We start from the raw sequence: 20,228 nt of genomic DNA on the forward strand, positions 1-20,228 counted from the left end.
TCTAAGTATTGATTGAAATACTCAAACACATAGTTAACACAAGTCTTCATGTTCTCCATTCGTTCATCTAGCAAAGCAGGGTAAAAGAAAGGGAATAGGGAAATGCATCGGAGTGAATGTCGGAGTAAAAAATCATGTAAAAGCCTGTTATAACAAGGAGTTTGATGGGGTTAAGCTCTCCCCTTCTAAACCCGCTTCCCTGATTTATGAAAAGAGCCGAGGAACACAGGAGTGGATACCTGAGTTTCGCTCGGCTTGTTGATACAACTTTATAAGCATTAGGTTAACTTTATAAGCTGTGGGAGAACTTTAATTGGTTTCTACATCTATTACTTCATCAACCACACAACCGACTCAATATGTGTCGTATGCGGAAACATATCCACCGGCTGCACTTCAACCGTCCTATACCCGCCATCCTCGAGGACACGCAGATCCCGCGCTAGCGTGGACGGGTTACACGACACATACACCACCCGCTCCGGCCTCATCGCGAGGATTGTACCCAACAGCGCTTCATCGCACCCTTTGCGCGGCGGGTCGACGACGATGACATCGGGGACAATGCCCTCTTGCCGCCAGCGAGGGATGACGACTTCGGCTGGACCGGCCTCGAAGGAGGCGTTCGCGATCCCGTTTAGCGCAGCGTTGCGCCTAGCATCCTCGATCGCCTCCGGAACAATCTCCACGCCGTGCACATGCCCCGCTTGGCGGGCCAGGAACAGCGAGATCGTACCGATACCACAGTAGGCATCGATCACACTCTCATTGCCAGTCAACGCCGCATACTCCACCGCTTTACGGTACAACGCCACGGTCTGCACCGGATTCACTTGATAGAACGACCGAGCCGAGATCGCAAAACGGATGCCGTCGAGCTCGTCGTAGATAACCTCGCTGCCCCAGAGGACGCGGGTCTCGTCGCCGAAGATGACGTTGGTGTCGCGCTTGTTGATGTTCTGCACGATGCTCGTGACGCTCGGGATCTCCTCGCGAATACGCCTGATCCATTGCTCGACGTTCGGGATGCGCGGGCCGTTGGTGATGAGTACGATCATGGCTTCACCTGTCACGAAGCCGACGCGGGCCATAACGTGGCGAAGCAGGCCGCGGCCTGTTTCTTCGTTGTAGGCAATGATGCCGAGCTCGCGGCCAATGGCTTTGACCTTCCCTACAATGTCATCATTGCTGTTATGCTGAATCAGACACTCGTCCATGTCGATGATACGGTGACTTCCCCGGGCATAGAAGCCGCCGATCAGATGCTCGCCGTTTAGATCTGGCTGCGGCAAACCCTCCGCACCATTAATCGGTCCGCTGATGGCCATACCCATCGGTACGGACGCCTTGTTGCGATAGCGCCATGGCTCGCCCATGCCGATCGTCGGATGCACAACCACTGCGTGCTGAGCTTCTGTTTCGCTGTCAGAAGCGCCACCTTCAGTCCCCGCCACCCGCAGCTTCCCAATTCGCTCCAAGCTATCGATCACATGCTGCCGCTTCCACTTCAGCTGCGCCGCATAATCCATATGCTGCAGCTGGCATCCCCCGCACTGCTTGTAGATCGCGCATGGCGCTTCGACGCGGTCGGCGCTCGGCTCGACGATCTCCATCAGCTTCGCGTAGCCGTACGTCTTCTTCACCTTCATGACGCGTGCGTGCACGGTCTCCCCGGGAAGCGCGCCTTGAATAAAAAGGGTAAAGCCGTCTGCACGGCCTACCCCTTCGCCTTCATGCGTGAGTCCGATGATCTCGACGGTGACGTCGTCGTTCTTGTTCACCGGCGCTTGGATGCTGCCAGCGTTCGCAGTGGCGCTGCGGCCCCCGCTTTTTGCCTCGGTGTTTCTTGCGGGTTTGCTCTGGCCCCCAGCATTTCTCGCGGGATTGCTCCTGCCCCCGCTATTTCTCCCCGGATTGCTTTTACCACCCGTACTACTCTTCGCACTACCCTTAAACTTGCTCATAACTGTATACGCTCCATCAACCGCGCGCTTCGGCGCACGGCTTGCTTATTTATAAGTCGATACGCCCGACTCGTCGACAATAATGTTCAAGTGCGACGGCAGGACCGTAAACGTGCACGGCAGCGTGCCGCCGTATTCGCCGTCGAGGTTCAGCTGCACGTAGTCCGGCGTCGTGACGGTAATCTCGTTGGTCTGGAAACTGACGACATGCGGATCATTGAGATGCTCGCCGCGCAGCGCCAGTGTCGCCAGGCGAATGAATTCGCCCAGGTTGCATTTCTTCAAGATGACGACATCGAACATGCCGTCGTTCAAGCTCGCGTCCGGGGCCAGCTTCTCGAAGCCGCCGACGGAGTTGCTGTTGCAGATGAGGAATAGCATGATTTCTTCGTGGATCTCGCCGATTTCCTTGGCCTGAATACGCAGCTCGGTCGGCCGCAGACGGGTCATTTTCTCGAGACCCTTCATATAATAGGCCAGCTGCCCGATCATCGTCTTCAGCTTGCTCGGCACCTCGTAGGTCAGCTCCGTGAGAGAGCCGCCGCCGGCGATATTAATGAAGAACCGATTATTCGCGCGCCCCAGATCGATCGGCTTCGAGTACTGCTGGATAATGAGATCGCAGGCATACTCCCAATGCTTCGGAATGCCGAGCGCCCTGGCAAAATCGTTCGTCGTCCCCAGCGGCAAAATGCCGAGCGGCGGGCGAACGTCTTTCTCTGCCAAACCGTTAATAACTTCATACAGCGTACCGTCTCCGCCCGCTGCAATGATTAAGTCGAAGCCGCGGTCCGCCGCTTCCGCAGCCGCTACCGTAGCATCGCCTTCGCTTACCGTCGCGTGGCAGCTCGTCTCGATACCGCCGCGCTCCAGCCGCTGGAGAATGTCCGGCAGCCGTTTCTTGATTTCTTCCCGACCCGATGTCGGGTTATAAATGAGCCTTGCCCGTTTGATCGTCACGTCCCTACCCCCAAAACATCCGTACATGCAGACTACCGCACTATCCTGACCGTCAACCGCAGCTGCTCCATAGATTCGTCAGCCTCAATCCATCGCCCGCAAGCCGCGCCCCATATGGGCCGGCGACTTTCCGGCAGCTACCGCTTACGGCTGTCCAGCCCGTCTATTGCAGCCAGGCTGCGTTACTCTTCTCTTCCTTCTAACTATACACCAAGGCGGCTAACTTCCCAAACGCCCGGCGCCATCCGCACCTAGATCTTCCAACCATTTCCTGATCTGCCGTTCCATCCAGCGCGGGATCTGCAGACTAGGCAGGAGCGCCCGCCCGTTATACCGATAGGCCAGCCCTTCGAGACGCTTCGGAATCACCGTACGGGTAAAATAACCCTCGCTCAGAAACAAAGGTACCACGATCACCGTCTCGTCACTGTACCGATCCTGCAGCGCCCGAAGCTTATCCGCCGCCTGATCCGGTAGCAGCATCGCGATATCGGCGCCCGCGAAGCCGCCGAGCGCGCACATCCGCGCGGCCAGCTGCGTCATCCCGTCGCGATAACGCTCGTGAAACACGTCTTCGCGCGAACCGTGCGCGACGAGCAGCAGCCGCTCGCGAGCCGGCGTCTCCGACAGCTCCATGATATTGCCGAGCAGCAGCCCCGCGATATCGCCGTCCATGTCGTCGTCGATCGGCAGTCCCATATGCACGCGCACACCTGCAGGAACGCGAAAACGTTCCAGTTCACCGGGACGCTCCGCCGATACGGGCGGCTGGCCGAAAGCCTGAGCGATATCGTCCACATGCGTGCTTCCGGACGAAACAAAAAGCGGAAGGACGTAAAGCTCCTTCACGCCTTCCGCTAGCAAGCTATCAATACCGTCTTGGATGAGACGGCCTTCTACGATTTCGAGAAATACCGATACGACCGGGACAACGCTGCCGCCGAGACTCGCAGTCTTGCAAACCTCGGATGCGGCCACCGTCGCCGCGGCGTCATCGACGAGCCGGATCCAGTCCGCTTCGCGCGAGCCGTGGCTGATTATGAGAATGCCTGGCTTCATCCGTTTAGCGTCCCGAGCGCTCCAGCGCCATTTTGTACCCGTCGTTGCCGTAATTCAAGCAGCGCTTCACGCGCGAGATCGTCGCCGTGCTGGCACCGGTCTCCGCTTCGATCTGATTATATGTAGCACCCTTGCCGAGCATGCGCGCTACCTCAAGCCGCTGGGACAGCGACTGAATCTCGTTTACCGTGCACAGATCGTCAAAGAAGATATAGCATTCCTCGACCGACTTCAGCGTCAGCACCGCTTCGAACAGCTGGTCGACCGTCTTGTCGTTCAACTTCTTCAATTGCATGTTCCGCACTCTCCTACCCTGACTAGTAAGCTCAGTGTACTGCTTTTATCGACAATTTTCAAGCGTCACCGTTGTATCGCTTTACAGACTAGCAGAGCCACAGCGCGCACAGACTCGCATCTCATGACCCCTTACATTCACCCAAAATATTTTGCCTAAAGCGGGCATTCGTCCAATCCATCTAGACCATTATCCCATAGACTGCTAACAAAACGTTGAAAAAGGTTGTGATCTGCGTGAAATATCGCTACGATCCGTCCGTCAGAAGCTTCCAGCAGCCCCTCGGCGGCCAAGGTCAAGGCCCGCAAAACCAGGGGAGCAGCCCATTCCCGGGCATCTCCGATCCGTTCATGAACAAGAGCATCGGCATGGCGCCCGTGCCGTTCGATACGGCCGAGTTCTCTAACGGGGTGCCATCCATCAACATTATGCCGGCTTCCAATCAGCAGATCATTCCGCTGCCGGAAGCGCCATCCACGCCACTAGAGGCTGCCGTCACGGAGGCGAAGACCGATAAAGCGAAGAAGGAAAAGGGCGGCTTCAACCTGGGGGAGAGCATCAACGATATCAAAGGCGTCGTCGACCGCATGGGCGGACTCGACGGCATCGTGACGACGATGACGAAGGTGCAGAAGGTCGTCGGCAGCATCACCCAGATGGCGCCGCTCATCAAAGTGCTCGCAGGCTCCTTCGGCAAGAAAGGCGCCTCCGCCACGATCGCCGAGGACGATGACGATTACGTACGGCCACGGCGGCCGCGCAAGCGGAAGCGCCGCAAGACCGCTTCCGGCAAGGGCATCTCGCCGAACGGCGTCAAGCGCAAACGCCCCCGCAGGTAGTCTATGCGCAGGCAGGCGCAGGCGTTGCAGGCGGTAGGCGTCATTGCTATACGCCGCGCCGGTAATAGCAGCGATACGCTGCCAGGACAGCTGCGTCACCAGCATTCCATACAGCATAAGCAGCCGACGACCCACACGAGGTTGTCGGCTCTTTGCTATCGGCGAGCACGATGCCAAGGCTTGATCATGCATCTGCTGCGGGTTCGTCCCCCATCGTTATATTCATTCCGCAGCCGGCATAGGATCAAGTAGCAAGCGGGCTACGCATTCTTCGAAGCCATGAAATGGAAATGTGTCACCTCGCGCCTTGCCGAACGTATAGGTAACCAAACGGCAACGACAACCTTAACGAAAAGGTGGGTTCATTCCAAGCATGCCAACCAGCGCGGAATTGCGTGCAAGAGCAAGAGAAAGTTTACGAGGACAGTGGGGCCGTTCGGCGCTCATCATGCTCGTGCTGTACCTGATCGGCGCGGCCCTGGAACGGGTCGACGTGATCGGGCCGATCGTCCTCCACATCTGCGGCGGGGCCACGGCCGTCGGCATTTACGGCTTCTATCTTCAAGTCTCGCGGGGACGGCGCCCGCAAATCGCCGTGCTGCTCGAAGGCTTCCACGACTTCCTGCGCTCCCTCATCCTGTATTTCCTCATCTTGATTTTCACGGTGCTGTGGATGCTGCTGTTCATCGTGCCCGGGATTATCGCCGCGCTGCGATACTCGCAGGCCTACTTCATCCTGAAGGATAACCCGGACATCACCGCGTCGGAAGCGCTCCGCCGCAGCAAAGCGATGATGCAGGGGCACAAATGGCGCTTGTTCGTGCTCTTCCTGAGCTTCATCGGGTGGTTCCTGCTCTGCATCGTGACGTTCGGCATCGGGATGCTCTGGCTGTACCCGTACGTGACGACGACGATGGCGCATTTCCACGACGACCTCCGGCACAGCGGCGGAGCGTCCAACTACGCTGCTTCGCCTCCGCATCCTGCGTCCTTCTAGCAGCACAACGGGTGCGCAGCTAGCGTCGCATCGCCAACCTGCCCTGCATGCACGCCCCAATCGCAAAAAACTCCGCCGACGTCGCGTCGGCGGAGTTTTTCCATTGCAACCCAGCTAGCCGTGCTTACTGCACCGTAAATTCATCGAACGTATAACGGAACCGCTCGTTCGGCGCGGCGTCGCCGTGCTTGTAGAACTCCAGGCTGTCCTGGCCGTCCGTGATGTTGTCGGCCCACTTGAAGTCGAAGCGCAGCGGCGCGAACGCATCCGCGAAGCCGAGCGCCGCGCGCGGAATCGCGAGCTCCATCTCCCGGCCGCTGGCCCGGTACTGGATCGTCGCGGCGGAGCCCCAGCTCCAGCCGCCCGTGCTCGTCTCGAGCTTCGTCGTCGTCGAGGTGAGCCCACCGCGGTTGACGACGAAGTTGTAGCCTTCCCAGTTCGGATTGCTGCCGTTCGTGCGAATGAACAGCCTCATCCAGCCGGGATCCGAATACGGGGTCAGATTGGCCTTCGTCTTCACATAGAAATAAACGTTCGTGTCGTCGCGCGCGACCTTGACGGATTGAATATCGTTGCGGCCGCTCGCATCCGTATACGTCGTGGCCGGGTCGAAGCCGGGATGATTGCGCGGCGCCGTATCGCCGATATTGTCGCGGTACTCGGTCGTGACGTCGGCCCAGTCGGCGAAGCTGCCGTCGACCGCGATCGTCTTGGCCGCGCCGGGAAGCGGCTGCTGGCGCGCCCCTTTGAATTTGCGCACGTAATCGACGAGCTGATTGTAGTAATTGTCCTTGTGCCCGCCGTTCATCGGCTCGATATCCCGGCTGAATTCGCGGTTGAACTGATCGACGAGCACCGTGTTGCCGGAGTAGCCGGCGAAGGAATCGAAGCGCAGCGCGATCCACTCGTTCCAGCCGGTCACCCAGACGAAGCTCGGGTCGATGTCGATCGCCCGTCCCCACTGCTCGCCGAAGTTCAACCCGTAATCGGTCTTGTACGCGGGGTCGTTCGGATTCGTCGACAGCAGCGCGCTGCCCGTATGGAAGCTGCGTCCGCGCGCGACCAGCTGCCCGGAGCCGTTCAGCTGGCTCATCGCGCCGAGCTGCCAGCCGCCGCTGCCGTTCGGCACCGCGTTCTGCGCGACGCCGACCGAAGCCTGCTCGGGCGTGCCCGGACTTGCGCTCGTGTAAAAGCCGTGCTGCGGGTACACCTCCAGCCACGACCATTGATTGCCGCCCGTCGGGCCGGCGAAATAATCCGGCTGCGGCTTGCGGAACGTGAAGAAGCTGCTCTGCGCCGGCACCGTGATCGCGGACGGATCGGCCAGAATAAGCGGCTTGCCGCCCCACTGGAACCAAAGATCCGGATGTACGTTCGCTCCGTAGAGATCGGTATACAACTGATTCACGCAAGGCGCGACGTTGCCGCCGCCGAACGGACAGAGGAAGGCGACCTGCGGCGTCTTGCCGCCCTCGGCGCGCACCTGGCTCCAGACGTCGAGCAGGGCCATCCAGTTCGTCTTGTAATAAGAGCCGTACAGATCGCTCGGATTGAAATTGCTTAAGTCGTACACGATCGTATCGACGCCCGCGTCGGACAACTCCTGCGCGTGCTTGCGCAGCACGAAGACGTCGTTGCCCTGGTAGTGGCCGAGTGCCGACTCGCCCCAAGTATGCCACTTGCCGTACGCTCCCCACGGCGGGCTCGCCGCCGTCGACAGCGCGGTCGGATTCGCCGCCAGAATCTGCGACGTATCGTACACCGGCTGGCTCCAGTCCTGCAGCCAGGCAAAATAGAACATGCCGACGGTCTTGCCCGCCCGCGGCGGTACGGTCTGTCCGTACGTCGAGACGCTCCGTCCGAGATCGTCGGTCGCCGTCCACGTATCCGCGTAGACGTCCCAAGGATAGGCGCCGGCTTCCGCGAGCTGGAAGTAGTAATTGCCGAAGTCGTCCGGTCCCAGCTTGGTCGCGGCGATCCGCAACGCCTTCGCCTGAACCGGATCGAAGCTGAACGTCTGCGGCTTCGAGCCCGGGTTCGGGTACGACGCGTACGACTGGCCCGGAATATCGATGAAGGTCGATCCGTCGGCGCTGTACTGCAGTTTGAAGTCCACCGGGAACGCCAGCCCGCCGCCTCGCGGCGTCAGCGTTACCTTGGAGAACGCATACGAAGTTCCGTACGACAATGTGAAGCTCTCGCTGGCCGCAGCCGCCGCGTGGTTAGCGCTCGACCATGCCGTGCCGGCATTGCCGTCGGTCGCCGACGCGGCCGGCCAGCCGGAGATCGCGCTGCTTGCGCTTGCGCCGCTTGCCGCCTGCGGCGTCTGCGGCTCGGCTCGGCCGACGTTCATCTCCATCAGCTGCAGGTAATACGTGCCTCCGTTGTCGGCGCCGAGCTGCGTCGCGTACAGCCGGACATAACGCGCCGAGACGTCGCTGTCGAACCGGATGACGCGCTTGCTGCCGGGAGATGCCGCCGCGCCGCTGAACGATGCGCCCGGCGCGTCCGTCCAGGTCGACCCGTCCGTGCTGGTCTGGATCTTGTAGGCTGTCGGGAATCCGTAGCCGTTCTGCCGCGGCGCCAGCTGCACCGTGTTCAGGCCGCTTACCGTGCTGCCGAGATCGACGCTGATCCACTCCGTCGCCGCGGCGCCGGCATGGCTCGCGCTGGAATAGAACGTCGTATAATCGCCGTCGAAGACGTTTGTCGCCGCGAAGGCGCCCGTCACCGAGGAGGCCGAGGCTGCGATGAATTTCTGCTTGACCGAGACCTCCATCAGCTGCAGGTAGAATTGGCCGACGTTGTCTTCGCCGAGCTTCGTCGCGTAAATGCGCAGATATCGCGCCGTTACGAAATCCTGAAACGTCACCGTAACCGGCTGCGAGCCCGGATTGGAGTAGTTGCGGTACGAACCGCCCGGCACGTTCCTCCAGGTCGAGCCGTCATTGCTCGCCTGAACATAGAAGTCGGAAGGAAAGCCGTAGCCGTTCTGCCGCGGCGTCAGCACGATGCCGTTCAGCGCGCCCAGCGTGCCGCCGAGGTCGATGCGCAGCCATTCCGAGTGGTTCGGATCGCTGTAGCCCGCGCTGGAATAGAAAGTCGAGCCGTTGCCGTCGACGGCATTCGCCGCCGCGAATGCACCCGTCACCGAGGACGCCGTCGCGCCGCTGATCGCCGGCGTCGCGGCCGAGGCCGGCCATGCGCTGACGACGAGCGCCAGGACGAACAGCAGCGCCCAGCTCGTTCTGCGCACGCGCGCCTTCTTCGTCCCCTTCCGCCTGCTACGCCCATTGCCCGGAATATCGAGGCCGGCCCGAACTCCCGCTCCCTTCGAGCTTCCTCCGGTTACCGCGTTCCGGCCGTCTCCATCGTTCTTCGCGTTTCCCTTCCCGTTCCTGTCTTCCATCCGTCAGCTCATCCACCTTCCGAATAAGAATCGGGCGTTATCCGGCCGCGCCCATGGTTCTTCCTATTCCGGCCGCCCCTAAGAGCCGCCCCGCATCCCTCCCGGTGACCGCAGCTTACTGAATGCGCTTACAGTCCTGTTAACTCTATTATCCGCGGACCGCGAATATCCTTCGCCCGCGTATCCGTTCCATCAAAAAAAGCATCAAGCCCGCGCCATCGCGCAAGCCTGATACCTCGCTTCGTGTTCTTTATTCGAGTTTCTTATATTGCTTTCTTCAATTGCTGCTTCCCTAGATAAACAACGCGATGAACTGGTACAGCAGCGCCGCGATGATCATCGTGATGGGAATCGTGATGACCCACGAGATAACGATCTTGCCTGCGAGATCCCACTTAACCGCGGAGAAACGCTTCGCGCTGCCCACGCCGAGAATCGACGAGGTGATGACATGCGTCGTGCTGACCGGCAGATGCGTCAATGTCGCGGTGAAGATAACCGTCGCGGACGTGATATCCGCCGCGAAGCCGTTGATCGGCTCGATTTTGAAAATCTTCGTGCCCATCGTCTTGATGATCTTCCAGCCGCCGATGGACGTTCCGAGCGCCATTGCCGTCGCCGCGGAGATCTTCACCCACAGCGGGATATGATCCGTCGTGTCCTGTACGCCCGCCGTGACCAGCGCGAACGTGATGATGCCCATCGCCTTCTGCGCGTCGTTCGTCCCGTGCGTGAATGACTGGAAGGCAGCCGTCAGGATCTGGCCGGAGCGGAATCCCTTGTTGACGAGATGCGGACTCGTTCTGGCGAAAATCTGCTTCAAGATCCACATGACGATGAAGCCGCCCGCAAACGCGATCAACGGCGAGATGAGGAGCGCCTTGACGATATCGGTGAAGCCGCTGGCGTTGACGGCTTTGAAGCCCGCCGAGCTGACGACCGCGCCGGTCAAGGAGCCGATCAGCGCATGCGACGACGAGGACGGAATGCCGACCCACCAGGTGAGCAGATTCCAGATGATCGCGCCGAGCAGCGCCGCGATGACGACCTGCACGCCGTGATCGAGCACGCGCGGATCCGCGATTTTGCCCCCGATCGTCTTCGCTACCCCGGTAAACATGATCGCGCCGAGGAAATTCATCATGGAAGCCATGATAATAGCCATACGCGGCGACATGGCCCGGGTGGACACCGTCGTCGCGATGGCGTTAGCCGTATCGTGAAACCCGTTTATGAAGTCAAAAGCCAATGCAAGAAAGATAACGACGCCGACCCAAATGTAAATGTCCATGCTCATGACTGCTCGTCCCCGTCTCCTTAGCTATTACGCATGATAATGGTTTCGAGTGTGTTGGCGACGTCTTCGCAATAGTCGGTCGTTTGCTCCAGGCGCTCGTAGATCTCCTTGCGCTTGATAAGCTCGATCGGATCGGTTACGTTCGCGAACAAGCCTTTGACGCAGACGCGAAGCAGATCGTCGGCCTGGTTCTCCAGCTCGTTGATATGGATCGCGGGCTCGCGCATGGCAAGCAGCTTCTTCTCCGACAGCAGGTAGATCGCTTTCTTGATCTGCTGCGCGCAGCGGAGAATGTTCTCCGCGAACAAGATGACGTATTCGTCCGGCTCCGTGATATTGTACATCTCGAAGCGTGAAGCGCAAGCCTCGATGCCGTCCAATACGTCATCCAGCGAAGTCGTCAGCCGCAAAATATCGTCGCGTTCGATCGGGGTAATGAACGTTTTATTCAGTTCCGTCAAAATCGTATGTACGTGACGATCGCACTTGCTTTCGTATTCTTTCATTTCTTTCGCAAATTTAGCGACATCGGTAATTTTGGCGACGTTTTGTTGGAAATAAAGCACGCCCTCCAAAATCGTGTCCGCCATTGCTTCCAGCGTCGTAAAGAATACGTCGTTTTTCTTCTTGAACATAACTATCCCCTTCGCCATCTTCCTCGATTGGTTGTTGGTCATTATCCGCCAATATGCAGGCTGAACCGACAATATCTTAACACAGTTTAACTTGTAATTGTTAAGGGAGTGTAAAGGATTTATGACTTTCGTGAAAAACTTTCATAGCGCTAGCCTGTGACCGGGCACGCTTCTCCTAGTCTTTTCCGGTTCATCCGATTTTATCCGAACCGCGAGGCGAAATAAAAAAGCCGGAAGCTCAGCTTCCGGCAAACAATCATCTGCGGCGTTTAGGCCGGAACTCCCAGCTTCACGTGGCTCTCGAACGACGGCGTCATCGGCATCACATGATAGAAGGTGCGGCCCGGCACGAACGGCAGCTCCTGCCCGTCCTTCATCAGCCGGATCACGCCGTCGCTGCTGCGAACCCACTCGCAATCGACGGCTTTGCCGAGTTGGATCAGGATGGCGGGACCGCCGGACTCCAGATCGATCTCGAGGCGGCCGTAATCGTCGTACGTCTTGTGCTTCGCGCCGATTACGACAAGATTCGATGCCGTCAGCTGCGCCTTCGATTCGAGATCCGTATGCGGCTTCGCATTGATGAACCGATTGTACAGCTTCGTCGCCGAATCGTAGGTGTAGGACACCGTATAATCCTTCAGCAGAAAATGCAGCTGCACCTCGGCCGCGCCGGTTCCCGGGTCCGCCGCGCCCGTCTCGGACCACGGATACGTCGGGATGTCCACCGTCTCGTCGTACTTCTTCTTCGCGGCGCCTTCGCGCAGCTTCTCCAGGTTGGAGTACAGGTTATGCGGCGCCTTGCGGAACGACTCGCGGTAGAAATAAGCGCCTGCGTTGGAGATCTCGTCAAGATACGCCTTGCCGTGATGCTGCAGCAGGTCGTATGCGTCCGTGCTGGCCCCGGCATGCGCAAGCACCGCATGATAGGCTTCGCCGATCCGGATCAGATACGGCCGGTTGCTGCGGATCGGGCCGATCGGCGACGTCGCATCCGTGCTCTGGAACACGGCCACGAGCCGCGTGATGCCGCCTTCCGCCAGCACCTCCCACACCATATCGGCGTTCGGCAGACCCGACTGCGGGCGCGCCGCTGCGAAATTGTTGACCATCACCGCGATCGGGCGGCGGTTGGCCTCATGGTCCTGCATGAGTCCCGTCAGCGGGGCGATGAATTGAGGCGGATCAACCGACTGCGTCTCATCGGGCTCGGGAGCCGTATTCTCGGGAGCCGGGGCCGTATTGCCGGCTGGCGGCTGCGTATTCTGCTCCGCGTTCAGCTTGTCGCTGCTGCAGCCCGTGAGCAGCAGGACGGCTGCCAGCGCCAGGAAGAGGCTCATACGAAATGCGGTAAGCCCGTTAATCTGTCGTCTACGCACGATTGGAGCCCTACCTTCTTGTCGGAAATAAGAGAAACCTGACTCTATAGCTATTTCCATTAAACCACAAGAAGCATGGGATTGTCTTCCATGGCTAAGGAACGGAGGTTGGAGTTACTGGCTGACTCAGCTCGTTCGACTGCGTCAGCAGCTTGGCTTCTTGGGCTTCTTGGGCTTCTTGGGCTTCTTGGGCTTGTTCCGCTTGTTCCGCTTCTTCGGCTATTTGAGCCTTCAGCTACTTCAGCTACTTGGGTTTCTTGGGCTTCTTGGGCTTCTTCCGCTTCTTCGGCATTTGAGCTTAAGCTACTTCAGCTTCACCTCGAACGGCTCCTCGATCCACGATGGGTAATTCACGATGTTGAAGGTGAGCGGGTTCGTATACGGCTTGTCGAGTAGTGCCTGGAAGGTGATGATCCCCTCGTCCTTGCCCGGCTCCGTGCTGGAAGTGCGGTAGCTGCCCGTTTGGAACTCGGTGCCGGCGGCATCGCGGAAGGGGCCGTCGACAATAGTAAACCCGAAATGGTCTTCCTCGCTGTTCGACTTCACGGCAAGCGTTACTTCATAGACGCCGGAGCCGGTCTTCTCGGCGGACACGAAACGCACCTTGTCGTCGGGCACTTGGATGATTCGCTGCTTCTCCAGGTCAAGCTTCATCTCCAGCTTCGACTTGTCGAGCGCCATCATCCGCCTGCCTTTCAAGGTCAAGTGCTTCGGCTTCGAGAAGAAGCTGCTCTCGAATTGCAAGGTCATGCCTTCGGCATTCATGCTTGTCGACCCATGATTGTGCAGCTCTTCGCCGGTGTCCGTCACGATAACGAGGTCGTCAAACCAGAACAACCGCATGCTGTTCGCCTTGTCGAATGCCACGTCTACCATTATGCTCGTCGGATTGATCGTCGCTTGCTTGAACAGCACGCGCTGGCCTTGAAGGATGACGGTCTGATCAAGCGGAATCACTTCCTTCATCCCTTCGAACCGGGCTTTGTCGATCGGAAGTTCGACGCTCCAGTCCGCGGAATCCTCATAACCGAACAGCTGGATGCCGAGCCGAACCCGATCCGGCATGACGTCCCCAGCGGACAGGTTGATGTCCAACCGCCCTTGAAGCTTCTTGGTCGGATGACCGGCAGATTCCCCGCTAAAACCGATGGACACGGGCAATGGTTGGTTCGGCGCATCCGCGTCGTATACGCGGAACTGCTTGAACGGAACGTTCTCCGCCGCAGTCGGCATCGCAATCGTATACAGCACGTTCAACCTGGTTTCGTCCGCGATAATGCCATTCACCGTAAACGTAACGCCGTCACGGCTGTCGCTGACGTTCACCGGCTGCACGTAATCGTTGCGCACCGCGTCTTCGAGCCCGCTGTCCCCCGCCACCAGCGAGACGAGGCCCGATAGACCCGGCAGTCCCGCCACCGCCGCGGCGAAGGCCGGCGATACCCGCACCATGCCGAGCAGCAGCACCACGACCAGTATCACGGACATCGCCGCCGCAGCGCGTCTCGTGCGCAGCCTGCCTTTCCTTCTCGCGCTCACCAGCCCGCGAAGCACGGCCTCATCCAGCCCGGCAGGCAGCGGCGCCGCGTCCCACGCAGCTTTCTCCTCGTTCAGCAATTCCTCTACTCGACTATCATGCTCGCGCAAAGTCATGAATTCCCTCCTCTCCAAGCACCGCGCGCAAGGCCACAAGCGCTTTGTGCAGGCGCGTCTTGACCGTGCCTTCCGGACATTCCAGAACAGCCGCGATTTCGGTCAGCGTCAGCTGCTGGTAATATTTCAAAATGATGATGGCCTTCTGCTCCTTGGGCAGCCCGTCGACAAGCTGCCGCAGGCTCACCCGCGTATCGCTCTCATCGCTGAAGGGAATTGTCGTCCCTGCGCCCCCCGACACGCCTGCCTTATCCATCCACGCTTCTGGTCGCCTCCGCTTGCGCTTCTTGTACTCGTCCGCGCACACGTTCAGCACGATTCGCACCATCCACGTGTCGAAATGAGACGGTTCCTTGAGCTTCCGCAAGCTTTGAAAAGCCCGGCACGTCGCTTCCTGCACCGCGTCCAAGGCATCCGCCTCCTGATGAAGATAGGCCAGCGCGATCCGATAGAGCCTTTCCTTGCTGCCCTCCAGAAGCCGAAGAAAAGCCTCGCTATTCCCGGCCTTGGCTGCCTTCACTTGCTCGCTCGTATCCAGTCCTAGCACCTCCCGCCCCCGACATGATGATATTTATGATGAATATTAGACGCCGCTGGAGCGGAAACAGTTTTCATTCGCACAAAATAAAACGCCGCAGCCAAGGATACGGTGATCCAAGACTGGGCGTATATGGACATGACATGTGGATTGCCGCGTTCCCTTTGCTGAATCCATCAACCTCTCAGCGGCTGTTATGCTGCTTCAAAGTCGGCTATTCTCCTTCGGCTCTATTCATTGACATATAAAAGCACCGCCTGGGCTCATGCCCGAACGGTGCTCCTGTTCGTCAGACGACGTTGACCGTCACGTCGATGTTGCCTCTCGTCGCCTTGGAATACGGGCATACTTGATGCGCCTCCTCCGCAAGCTCCTTGGCGAGCGCCCCGTCGACGCCTTTGAGCGAGACGTCCAGCGCGGCCGCAAGCACGAAGCCTCCGGTGTCGTCCTTCCCGATGGTGACATGAGCCGTCACCGAGGTCCCTTCGTACTTGACCTTCTTTTGCCGGCAGACGAGGTTCAAGGCGCTTTCGAAGCAAGCCGCGTATCCGGCCGCGAACAGCTGCTCGGGATTCGTCGCCGCACCGCCTGCGCCGCCAAGCTCCTTCGGCATCCGAAGTTCGAGGTTCAGCACGCCGTCGCTCGATGCGAGCTTGCCTTCACGCCCGCCCGTGACCATTACAGAAGCGGTATATAGTGGATCCATGTGTTGTCCCTCCGCAAGTTCTCCATATTCGGATGGCTGGCTATCGGATACCTGGCTGCCTTCTGCCAGCGCCAAGCATGCGAAGAAGCCGGGGCTAAGCAAAATCATACAGACCAAACCGAGTCCGCCATCCTATAAAAGCATCTCCATTTTGCCCATCCTTATCCAACGCTGAGGTGCTTGAGATGAGGGGATGCGAGATGAGGACAGCAGACGAATGCGGTTGGTAGCTGGTGGAGCGTGCGACTTAGCGGCTGCAGCTGGTGGGCGCGGGGAATGTGCGGATATCATTAGAGAGTCAACCGCCGCACCGCATAGGAGCGGACGGTCGTGGCATACTACCTCTACTTGTAAACCTTGCCAGGGGAGGCGCTTCTATGCAAACCTTGCTCCATTGGATCGGCCATCATTGGCTGCCTGTCAGCGTCATTTGTCTCGCCGTCATCGCCATCGCGTACGTCTCGAACAAGCGCAAGTCTCTGTTGTATAAAGAATAACGCAAAAGCCCGGCTAAGCTTCGCTCGTCGTTCGAGCGATACCTGCCGGGCTTTTTTCATTCTCCTGCGCGGTTGATTATCTATGCTGAGCGGTTAATTGCCTTGCCTTGAACCGCCCGCCGCCTCGCGTTACTCGTCCTGCTGCTTCACTTCGGTCAGCAGCGGCAGACGAATCGTGACCGTCGTGCCTACGTCCACGACGCTCTCGAGCCGGAATTCGCCGCCGTGCAGCTCGACGATTTCCTTGCAGATCGCAAGCCCGAGCCCGCTTCCGGAGCGCTGACTGGAGCCTTTATAAAACTTCTCCGTCACATGCGGCAAGTCCTCGGGCGGAATGCCGATGCCGGAATCCCGAATGGCCATGCGGACGAAGCCGTCCTCCGGCCCCGCGATCACGTTGATCGATCCGCCCTTGGGCGTGAACTTGAGCGCGTTGTCGAGCACGTTGATGAACACCTGCTTCATGCGGTCGGCGTCGACCTTCGCCAGCAGCGGGACATCGCCGATGTCGCCGCGAATGGCCACGTTTTCCCGCTGCCCGCGCGCCTCGAACTGCCGCAGCGTCTCCCCGAGCGTCTTGCGGATGTCCATGATTTCCGGATGCAGCACCGTGCTCTTGGCATACAGCTTGGAGAAATCGAGCAAATCCTCGACAAGCCCCGACAGCCGCACCGTCTCCCGGTCGATGATCGAGAGGCCCAAGTTCAGCTCCTCCACATCGGCCAAGTCGCCCGATGCAAGCGTCTCGCTCCAACCTTTGATCGACGTCAGCGGCGTGCGCAGCTCATGCGAGATGGAGGAAATGAAATCCTCCTTCAGCTTCTCCCTGCGCGTCAGCTCCGACGCCATCGTATTCAGCGTATCCGCCAGCCGGCCGATCTCGTCGCGGTCATGCAGCGCGGCCCTTCGGCTCCAGTCGCCCTCCGCCATCTTCTCGGCGACCTTCGTGAGGTTCCGTATCGGCCTCGCGATGCGGTTCGCGATCAGGACGCTCATCGTAAAGAACAGCAGCACGACAAACGAGCCGACCAGTACCGTCAGCCACAAAATATTTTGTATGATCCGATCCAGCGTCACCAGCGACGCGGTGTACCGGAACATGGCCGTAACGCGGTTCCCTTCCTTGACGGGGAGCGTCACCGCGATGATCCGCTCGTTCGTGATGGGATCCCGGCCGCGCCAAATGCCTTTGTCATGCGCCATGGCCTGGCGGACATCCGGCGTATCCAGCGTCGCGCCGCCGCCTCCGAAGCCATCGCTGTCGACGACAAGCACGCCGGAGCCGGTGAGCAATTGCAGATGCGCCGTGCCGACGGTCATGTTTTGCAGCATGTAGCGCGCCTTCTCCTTCATCGGCTCGTCGGCGATCATCCGATTATGAAGCGCTGCCTCCGTCTGCGCACGCTGGAGCACGGAGCTGACGGCACTGGAGTAGTAGTAGTTCCACACCAGCGTGCCGAACAAGGAGCCCAGCATGACCACGACGAGCACGATCAGCACGCCGTAGCTCCAGACGATCCGGGTGCGGAGGCTGATCCCGCTCATTGCCCGTCGCTCCGGTTCCAACGGTAGCCGAAGCCCCAAAGCGTCTCGATATGCTTCGGATCGGACGGCTTGATCTCGATCTTCTGCCGGATGCGCCGGATGTTCACGTCGACGATTTTCAAATCCCCGACGTAATGGCGTCCCCATACCGCGTTCAAAATATCGTCCCGGCTAAGGCCTTCGCCCTCCCGCTCCATCAGCAGCTTCACGAGCGTCCATTCCGTCGGGGTCAGCACGATCTCGGCGTTATCTTTCCACAAGCGCCGCTCTGCCGATGACAGCAAGAACGGGCCGGACGCGATGTCTCCGGCACGGGCCTGGCGCTGGTAGCCGCCTGGCTGGCCGGCATGGCTCGCCGCTGGTTCGGGCTGCGCTTCGGCGGCGGCGCCGCCCGCCGAGCCGGCATGCCCTGCTGCTGCCCCCGGCTGCATGCCGGCAGTGCCTGCCTGTCCATCGCTGATGCCATTAGGAGCGCCATGACCATGAACCGCAGCATTTTCATTAGGCCGGTCTGCTGCTCCATCCGAAAGTACGCCTTCCCGGTTCGGTTCGACAACTCCGACGGCAAGCCCCCAAGCCTCTGCCGAGCCGACGCCGGCCTGCTCCTCGCCAACCGGCATCATGCGCCGCTTCAACGCATTGAGCCTTGCGATCAGCTCGCCCGGGCTGAACGGCTTCTGCACGTAATCGTCGGCACCAAGCTCCAGTCCCCGGATTTTGTCCTCTTCCTGAGACTTGGCCGTGAGCATGATGATGCCCATGCGCGGAAAAAGCTGCCGCAGCCGCTCGCACACCTCAAAGCCGCTGATCGTCGGCAGCATCACGTCCAGCAATGCAATATCGAAAGGAGGAACGGCCGACTCCGCCAGCGCTAGCGCGGTCTCTCCGTCCTCGGCCTCCGTGACCTCCATGCCGTTGCGTTTCAAATTAATGCGGACAAAACCGCGTATCGCCTCTTCGTCCTCCAAAAATAGTACCCGCATGCGGCCGTCCCCCCTTCAATCTATCTTCTTGCGTGGAATGCTGCTTGCCCGACCCTCAGCACGCAAACCAATCCACTTATAACAGCTTGAACAGCCGCTTCATCTCCGCCTCGTCCGGCGGGAACATCCCTTGCGCCGCGGTCCCGGTCTGCTCCTGCTCATCCGGCAGTTTATCGTGCCAAACGGCATAATACACGAGCCCGTTTCCACCGCCCAGCTCCAGATAGCGGCTGTCCGCATCCTGCAGCTTCCGCTCCTGGCTGCCCCAGTCGGCGATCGGCACGACGTGCACGGTCAATACTTCTTCCCGGGCGCCGGTGGCTTCGTTATAGGCATCCAGCGTTATATCGCTTCTGCCGCCTACGAGCGGCCTCCTGAACGTAAACTCGCTCCACGACGGCGGGATCTGGATCGCGTACGCGCTCGCCGCATCGGTATACCGGCTGCCGACGACGGCGAAATCCTCCGAGCCATTCCACTGCTTGTACTCCTCGATCCACAGCAGATCGCTGTAAGGGACGCCTTCCGACTGTCCCGGCGCTTCGCGAAGCTGATGAACCTCGAGCATTCCGTCGCCGTTGCTGTCGCCGCTCAGCACCACGTTCGCATTGGTCTGCACGTTCTCGTCACCGGATGTCGGCGGCGGGAAGACCTGAATAAGCTTGCCTGCGTTCCATACGAGCATCGTCGAGGTAGAGGAGTTCGACCCGATCGCGGCATCCGTTACGATGCCGAATTTGCCCGGCGCGAGCTTCCCCAGCTTCACCTGCATGTACGCGTTCACCGAACCGTCCAGCCCGGCGGAGGCGATCTTGCTTACGCTGTCCCCGCGGAATCGATACATGCCGATCGTAGCGGTCATTTTGATCCGCTGCAGATTGATCAGGCCGATCTCCGGAGTGCCGTCCCCGTTGCCGTCGCCGATGCCCATCGTATCGTACGGAAGCTCCGCGATCGGCTTCGGCGGGCTGATATCCCGCGGATCCGGGTTCAGATGGTACAAGGTCAAAATATGCTGCGGCTCGCCGAATTGGTTCCATCCGATCATCAGCTCGGGCACGCCGTCCCGGTCAAGATCCGCCGCGCGCAGCACGTCCACGCCATAGGCGGACGTTTCCGCAAAGGTAACCCGCTGCCGCCAGCTGCCCGCCGACTGCTCAAGCACCATGACATGCTGCGTGCCGCTCTCGTCGGCGAAGACGACAAAAGCTTCCTTCGTCCCGTCCCCGTCGCCGTCGAATTGGAGAATGGATGAGTTCGCAGCCTCTTGAGTGACGACCGCAAGCTTGGCGCGCAAAGGCAAAATGTTCTTCAGCGCGGCGGCCAATGCGGTATTGGTCGGCATCGAACGCGGTGCCATCAGCAGATCGGCCGGCGTCTTCGTATACCGGCAGCCTGCGGTCACCAGCAGCCCGACCAGTCCCGCGAGAAGGAACGCCGCTCGCACATATCGTCGTAATAAACTCAATCGT

Annotated in this window: 16 protein-coding genes and 1 pseudogene; 2 read left to right on the forward strand and 15 right to left on the reverse strand. The window is 59.6% G+C overall.

What is annotated here, in order from left to right; translation table 11 throughout:
- Positions 1 to 329: 329 nt before the first annotated feature.
- The 4 genes from rlmD to AC0YNU_RS23885 form a co-directional block, all read right to left on the reverse strand.
- Entirely contained in the window at positions 330 to 1,781 is a 1,452-nt protein-coding gene (rlmD, locus tag AC0YNU_RS23870; RefSeq protein ID WP_475761192.1) for a 23S rRNA (uracil(1939)-C(5))-methyltransferase RlmD, read from the reverse strand.
- 228 nt (positions 1,782 to 2,009) lie between these two features.
- Positions 2,010 to 2,951, reverse strand: a complete 942-nt coding sequence (locus tag AC0YNU_RS23875; RefSeq protein WP_475761193.1) for a diacylglycerol kinase — start codon at positions 2,949 to 2,951, stop codon at positions 2,010 to 2,012.
- A gap of 192 nt (positions 2,952 to 3,143) precedes the next feature.
- On the reverse strand, positions 3,144 to 3,983 hold the full coding sequence (locus AC0YNU_RS23880; protein ID WP_475761194.1) for a sirohydrochlorin chelatase: 840 nt from the start codon (positions 3,981 to 3,983) through the stop codon (positions 3,144 to 3,146).
- A gap of 4 nt (positions 3,984 to 3,987) precedes the next feature.
- Positions 3,988 to 4,278: a YerC/YecD family TrpR-related protein gene (locus AC0YNU_RS23885; protein WP_090638924.1), complete on the reverse strand. Its 291-nt coding sequence runs from the start codon at positions 4,276 to 4,278 to the stop codon at positions 3,988 to 3,990.
- 236 nt (positions 4,279 to 4,514) lie between these two features.
- On the opposite strand from AC0YNU_RS23885, the gene AC0YNU_RS23890 reads away from it, so the two are divergent.
- Positions 4,515 to 5,117, forward strand: a complete 603-nt coding sequence (locus AC0YNU_RS23890) for a hypothetical protein (RefSeq protein ID WP_475761195.1) — start codon at positions 4,515 to 4,517, stop codon at positions 5,115 to 5,117.
- 373 nt (positions 5,118 to 5,490) lie between these two features.
- Positions 5,491 to 6,114 carry a DUF975 family protein gene (locus AC0YNU_RS23895; RefSeq protein ID WP_475761196.1) on the forward strand — a complete coding sequence of 208 codons (624 nt, stop codon included), beginning with the start codon at positions 5,491 to 5,493 and terminating at the stop codon, positions 6,112 to 6,114.
- Between the two features lie 124 nt (positions 6,115 to 6,238).
- Here AC0YNU_RS23895 and AC0YNU_RS23900 read toward each other — a convergent pair whose 3' ends face one another.
- The 11 genes and pseudogenes from AC0YNU_RS23900 to AC0YNU_RS23950 form a co-directional block, all read right to left on the reverse strand.
- Complete coding sequence (locus AC0YNU_RS23900) at positions 6,239 to 9,523, reverse strand: discoidin domain-containing protein (protein WP_475761197.1); 3,285 nt, start codon at positions 9,521 to 9,523, stop codon at positions 6,239 to 6,241.
- Between the two features lie 292 nt (positions 9,524 to 9,815).
- Complete coding sequence (locus AC0YNU_RS23905; RefSeq protein ID WP_475761288.1) at positions 9,816 to 10,814, reverse strand: inorganic phosphate transporter; 999 nt, start codon at positions 10,812 to 10,814, stop codon at positions 9,816 to 9,818.
- 26 nt (positions 10,815 to 10,840) lie between these two features.
- Positions 10,841 to 11,455 (reverse strand): DUF47 domain-containing protein, encoded by a 615-nt coding sequence (locus AC0YNU_RS23910; RefSeq protein WP_475761198.1) that lies wholly within the window; start codon positions 11,453 to 11,455, stop codon positions 10,841 to 10,843.
- 269 nt (positions 11,456 to 11,724) lie between these two features.
- The gene (locus tag AC0YNU_RS23915; protein ID WP_475761199.1) at positions 11,725 to 12,834 is read right to left on the reverse strand and encodes a DUF3048 domain-containing protein; all 1,110 of its coding nucleotides are present in this window, start codon (positions 12,832 to 12,834) and stop codon (positions 11,725 to 11,727) included.
- Between the two features lie 303 nt (positions 12,835 to 13,137).
- On the reverse strand, positions 13,138 to 14,487 hold the full coding sequence (locus AC0YNU_RS23920; protein WP_475761200.1) for a DUF4179 domain-containing protein: 1,350 nt from the start codon (positions 14,485 to 14,487) through the stop codon (positions 13,138 to 13,140).
- The gene (locus AC0YNU_RS23925; protein WP_475761201.1) at positions 14,468 to 15,034 is read right to left on the reverse strand and encodes a sigma-70 family RNA polymerase sigma factor; all 567 of its coding nucleotides are present in this window, start codon (positions 15,032 to 15,034) and stop codon (positions 14,468 to 14,470) included. Before AC0YNU_RS23925 ends, AC0YNU_RS23920 begins: the two co-directional genes overlap by 20 nt.
- Positions 15,035 to 15,314: 280 nt before the next feature.
- Positions 15,315 to 15,731, reverse strand: a complete 417-nt coding sequence (locus AC0YNU_RS23930; protein WP_475761202.1) for an organic hydroperoxide resistance protein — start codon at positions 15,729 to 15,731, stop codon at positions 15,315 to 15,317.
- Positions 15,732 to 16,357: 626 nt separating this feature from the next.
- The gene (locus AC0YNU_RS23935) at positions 16,358 to 17,773 is read right to left on the reverse strand and encodes a sensor histidine kinase (protein ID WP_475761203.1); all 1,416 of its coding nucleotides are present in this window, start codon (positions 17,771 to 17,773) and stop codon (positions 16,358 to 16,360) included.
- The gene (locus tag AC0YNU_RS23940; RefSeq protein WP_475761289.1) at positions 17,770 to 18,396 is read right to left on the reverse strand and encodes a winged helix-turn-helix domain-containing protein; all 627 of its coding nucleotides are present in this window, start codon (positions 18,394 to 18,396) and stop codon (positions 17,770 to 17,772) included. The genes AC0YNU_RS23935 and AC0YNU_RS23940 overlap by 4 nt, the downstream gene beginning before the upstream one ends.
- Positions 18,373 to 18,756, reverse strand: a pseudogene (locus AC0YNU_RS23945) (response regulator transcription factor); the annotation flags it as partial. The gene AC0YNU_RS23940 and the pseudogene AC0YNU_RS23945, both read right to left, overlap by 24 nt.
- A gap of 76 nt (positions 18,757 to 18,832) precedes the next feature.
- Positions 18,833 to 20,224, reverse strand: coding sequence for a hypothetical protein (locus AC0YNU_RS23950; RefSeq protein WP_475761204.1), 1,392 nt, complete (start codon positions 20,222 to 20,224; stop codon positions 18,833 to 18,835).
- Positions 20,225 to 20,228: the final 4 nt, after the last annotated feature.

It is taken from the genome of Paenibacillus sp. J31P316, from assembly GCF_056269105.1.

Coding starts and splice junctions, on each gene's coding strand:
- AC0YNU_RS23875 (WP_475761193.1), bottom strand. CDS start 2,951: ATGTACGGATGTTTTGGGGGTAGGGACGTGACGATCAAACGGGCAAGG.
- AC0YNU_RS23880 (WP_475761194.1), bottom strand. CDS start 3,983: ATGAAGCCAGGCATTCTCATAATCAGCCACGGCTCGCGCGAAGCGGAC.
- AC0YNU_RS23885 (WP_090638924.1), bottom strand. CDS start 4,278: ATGCAATTGAAGAAGTTGAACGACAAGACGGTCGACCAGCTGTTCGAA.
- AC0YNU_RS23895 (WP_475761196.1), top strand. CDS start 5,491: ATGCCAACCAGCGCGGAATTGCGTGCAAGAGCAAGAGAAAGTTTACGA.
- AC0YNU_RS23900 (WP_475761197.1), bottom strand. CDS start 9,523: ATGGAAGACAGGAACGGGAAGGGAAACGCGAAGAACGATGGAGACGGC.
- AC0YNU_RS23905 (WP_475761288.1), bottom strand. CDS start 10,814: ATGGACATTTACATTTGGGTCGGCGTCGTTATCTTTCTTGCATTGGCT.
- AC0YNU_RS23910 (WP_475761198.1), bottom strand. CDS start 11,455: ATGTTCAAGAAGAAAAACGACGTATTCTTTACGACGCTGGAAGCAATG.
- AC0YNU_RS23920 (WP_475761200.1), bottom strand. CDS start 14,487: ATGACTTTGCGCGAGCATGATAGTCGAGTAGAGGAATTGCTGAACGAG.
- AC0YNU_RS23930 (WP_475761202.1), bottom strand. CDS start 15,731: ATGGATCCACTATATACCGCTTCTGTAATGGTCACGGGCGGGCGTGAA.
- AC0YNU_RS23935 (WP_475761203.1), bottom strand. CDS start 17,773: ATGAGCGGGATCAGCCTCCGCACCCGGATCGTCTGGAGCTACGGCGTG.
- AC0YNU_RS23940 (WP_475761289.1), bottom strand. CDS start 18,396: ATGATGCCGGTTGGCGAGGAGCAGGCCGGCGTCGGCTCGGCAGAGGCT.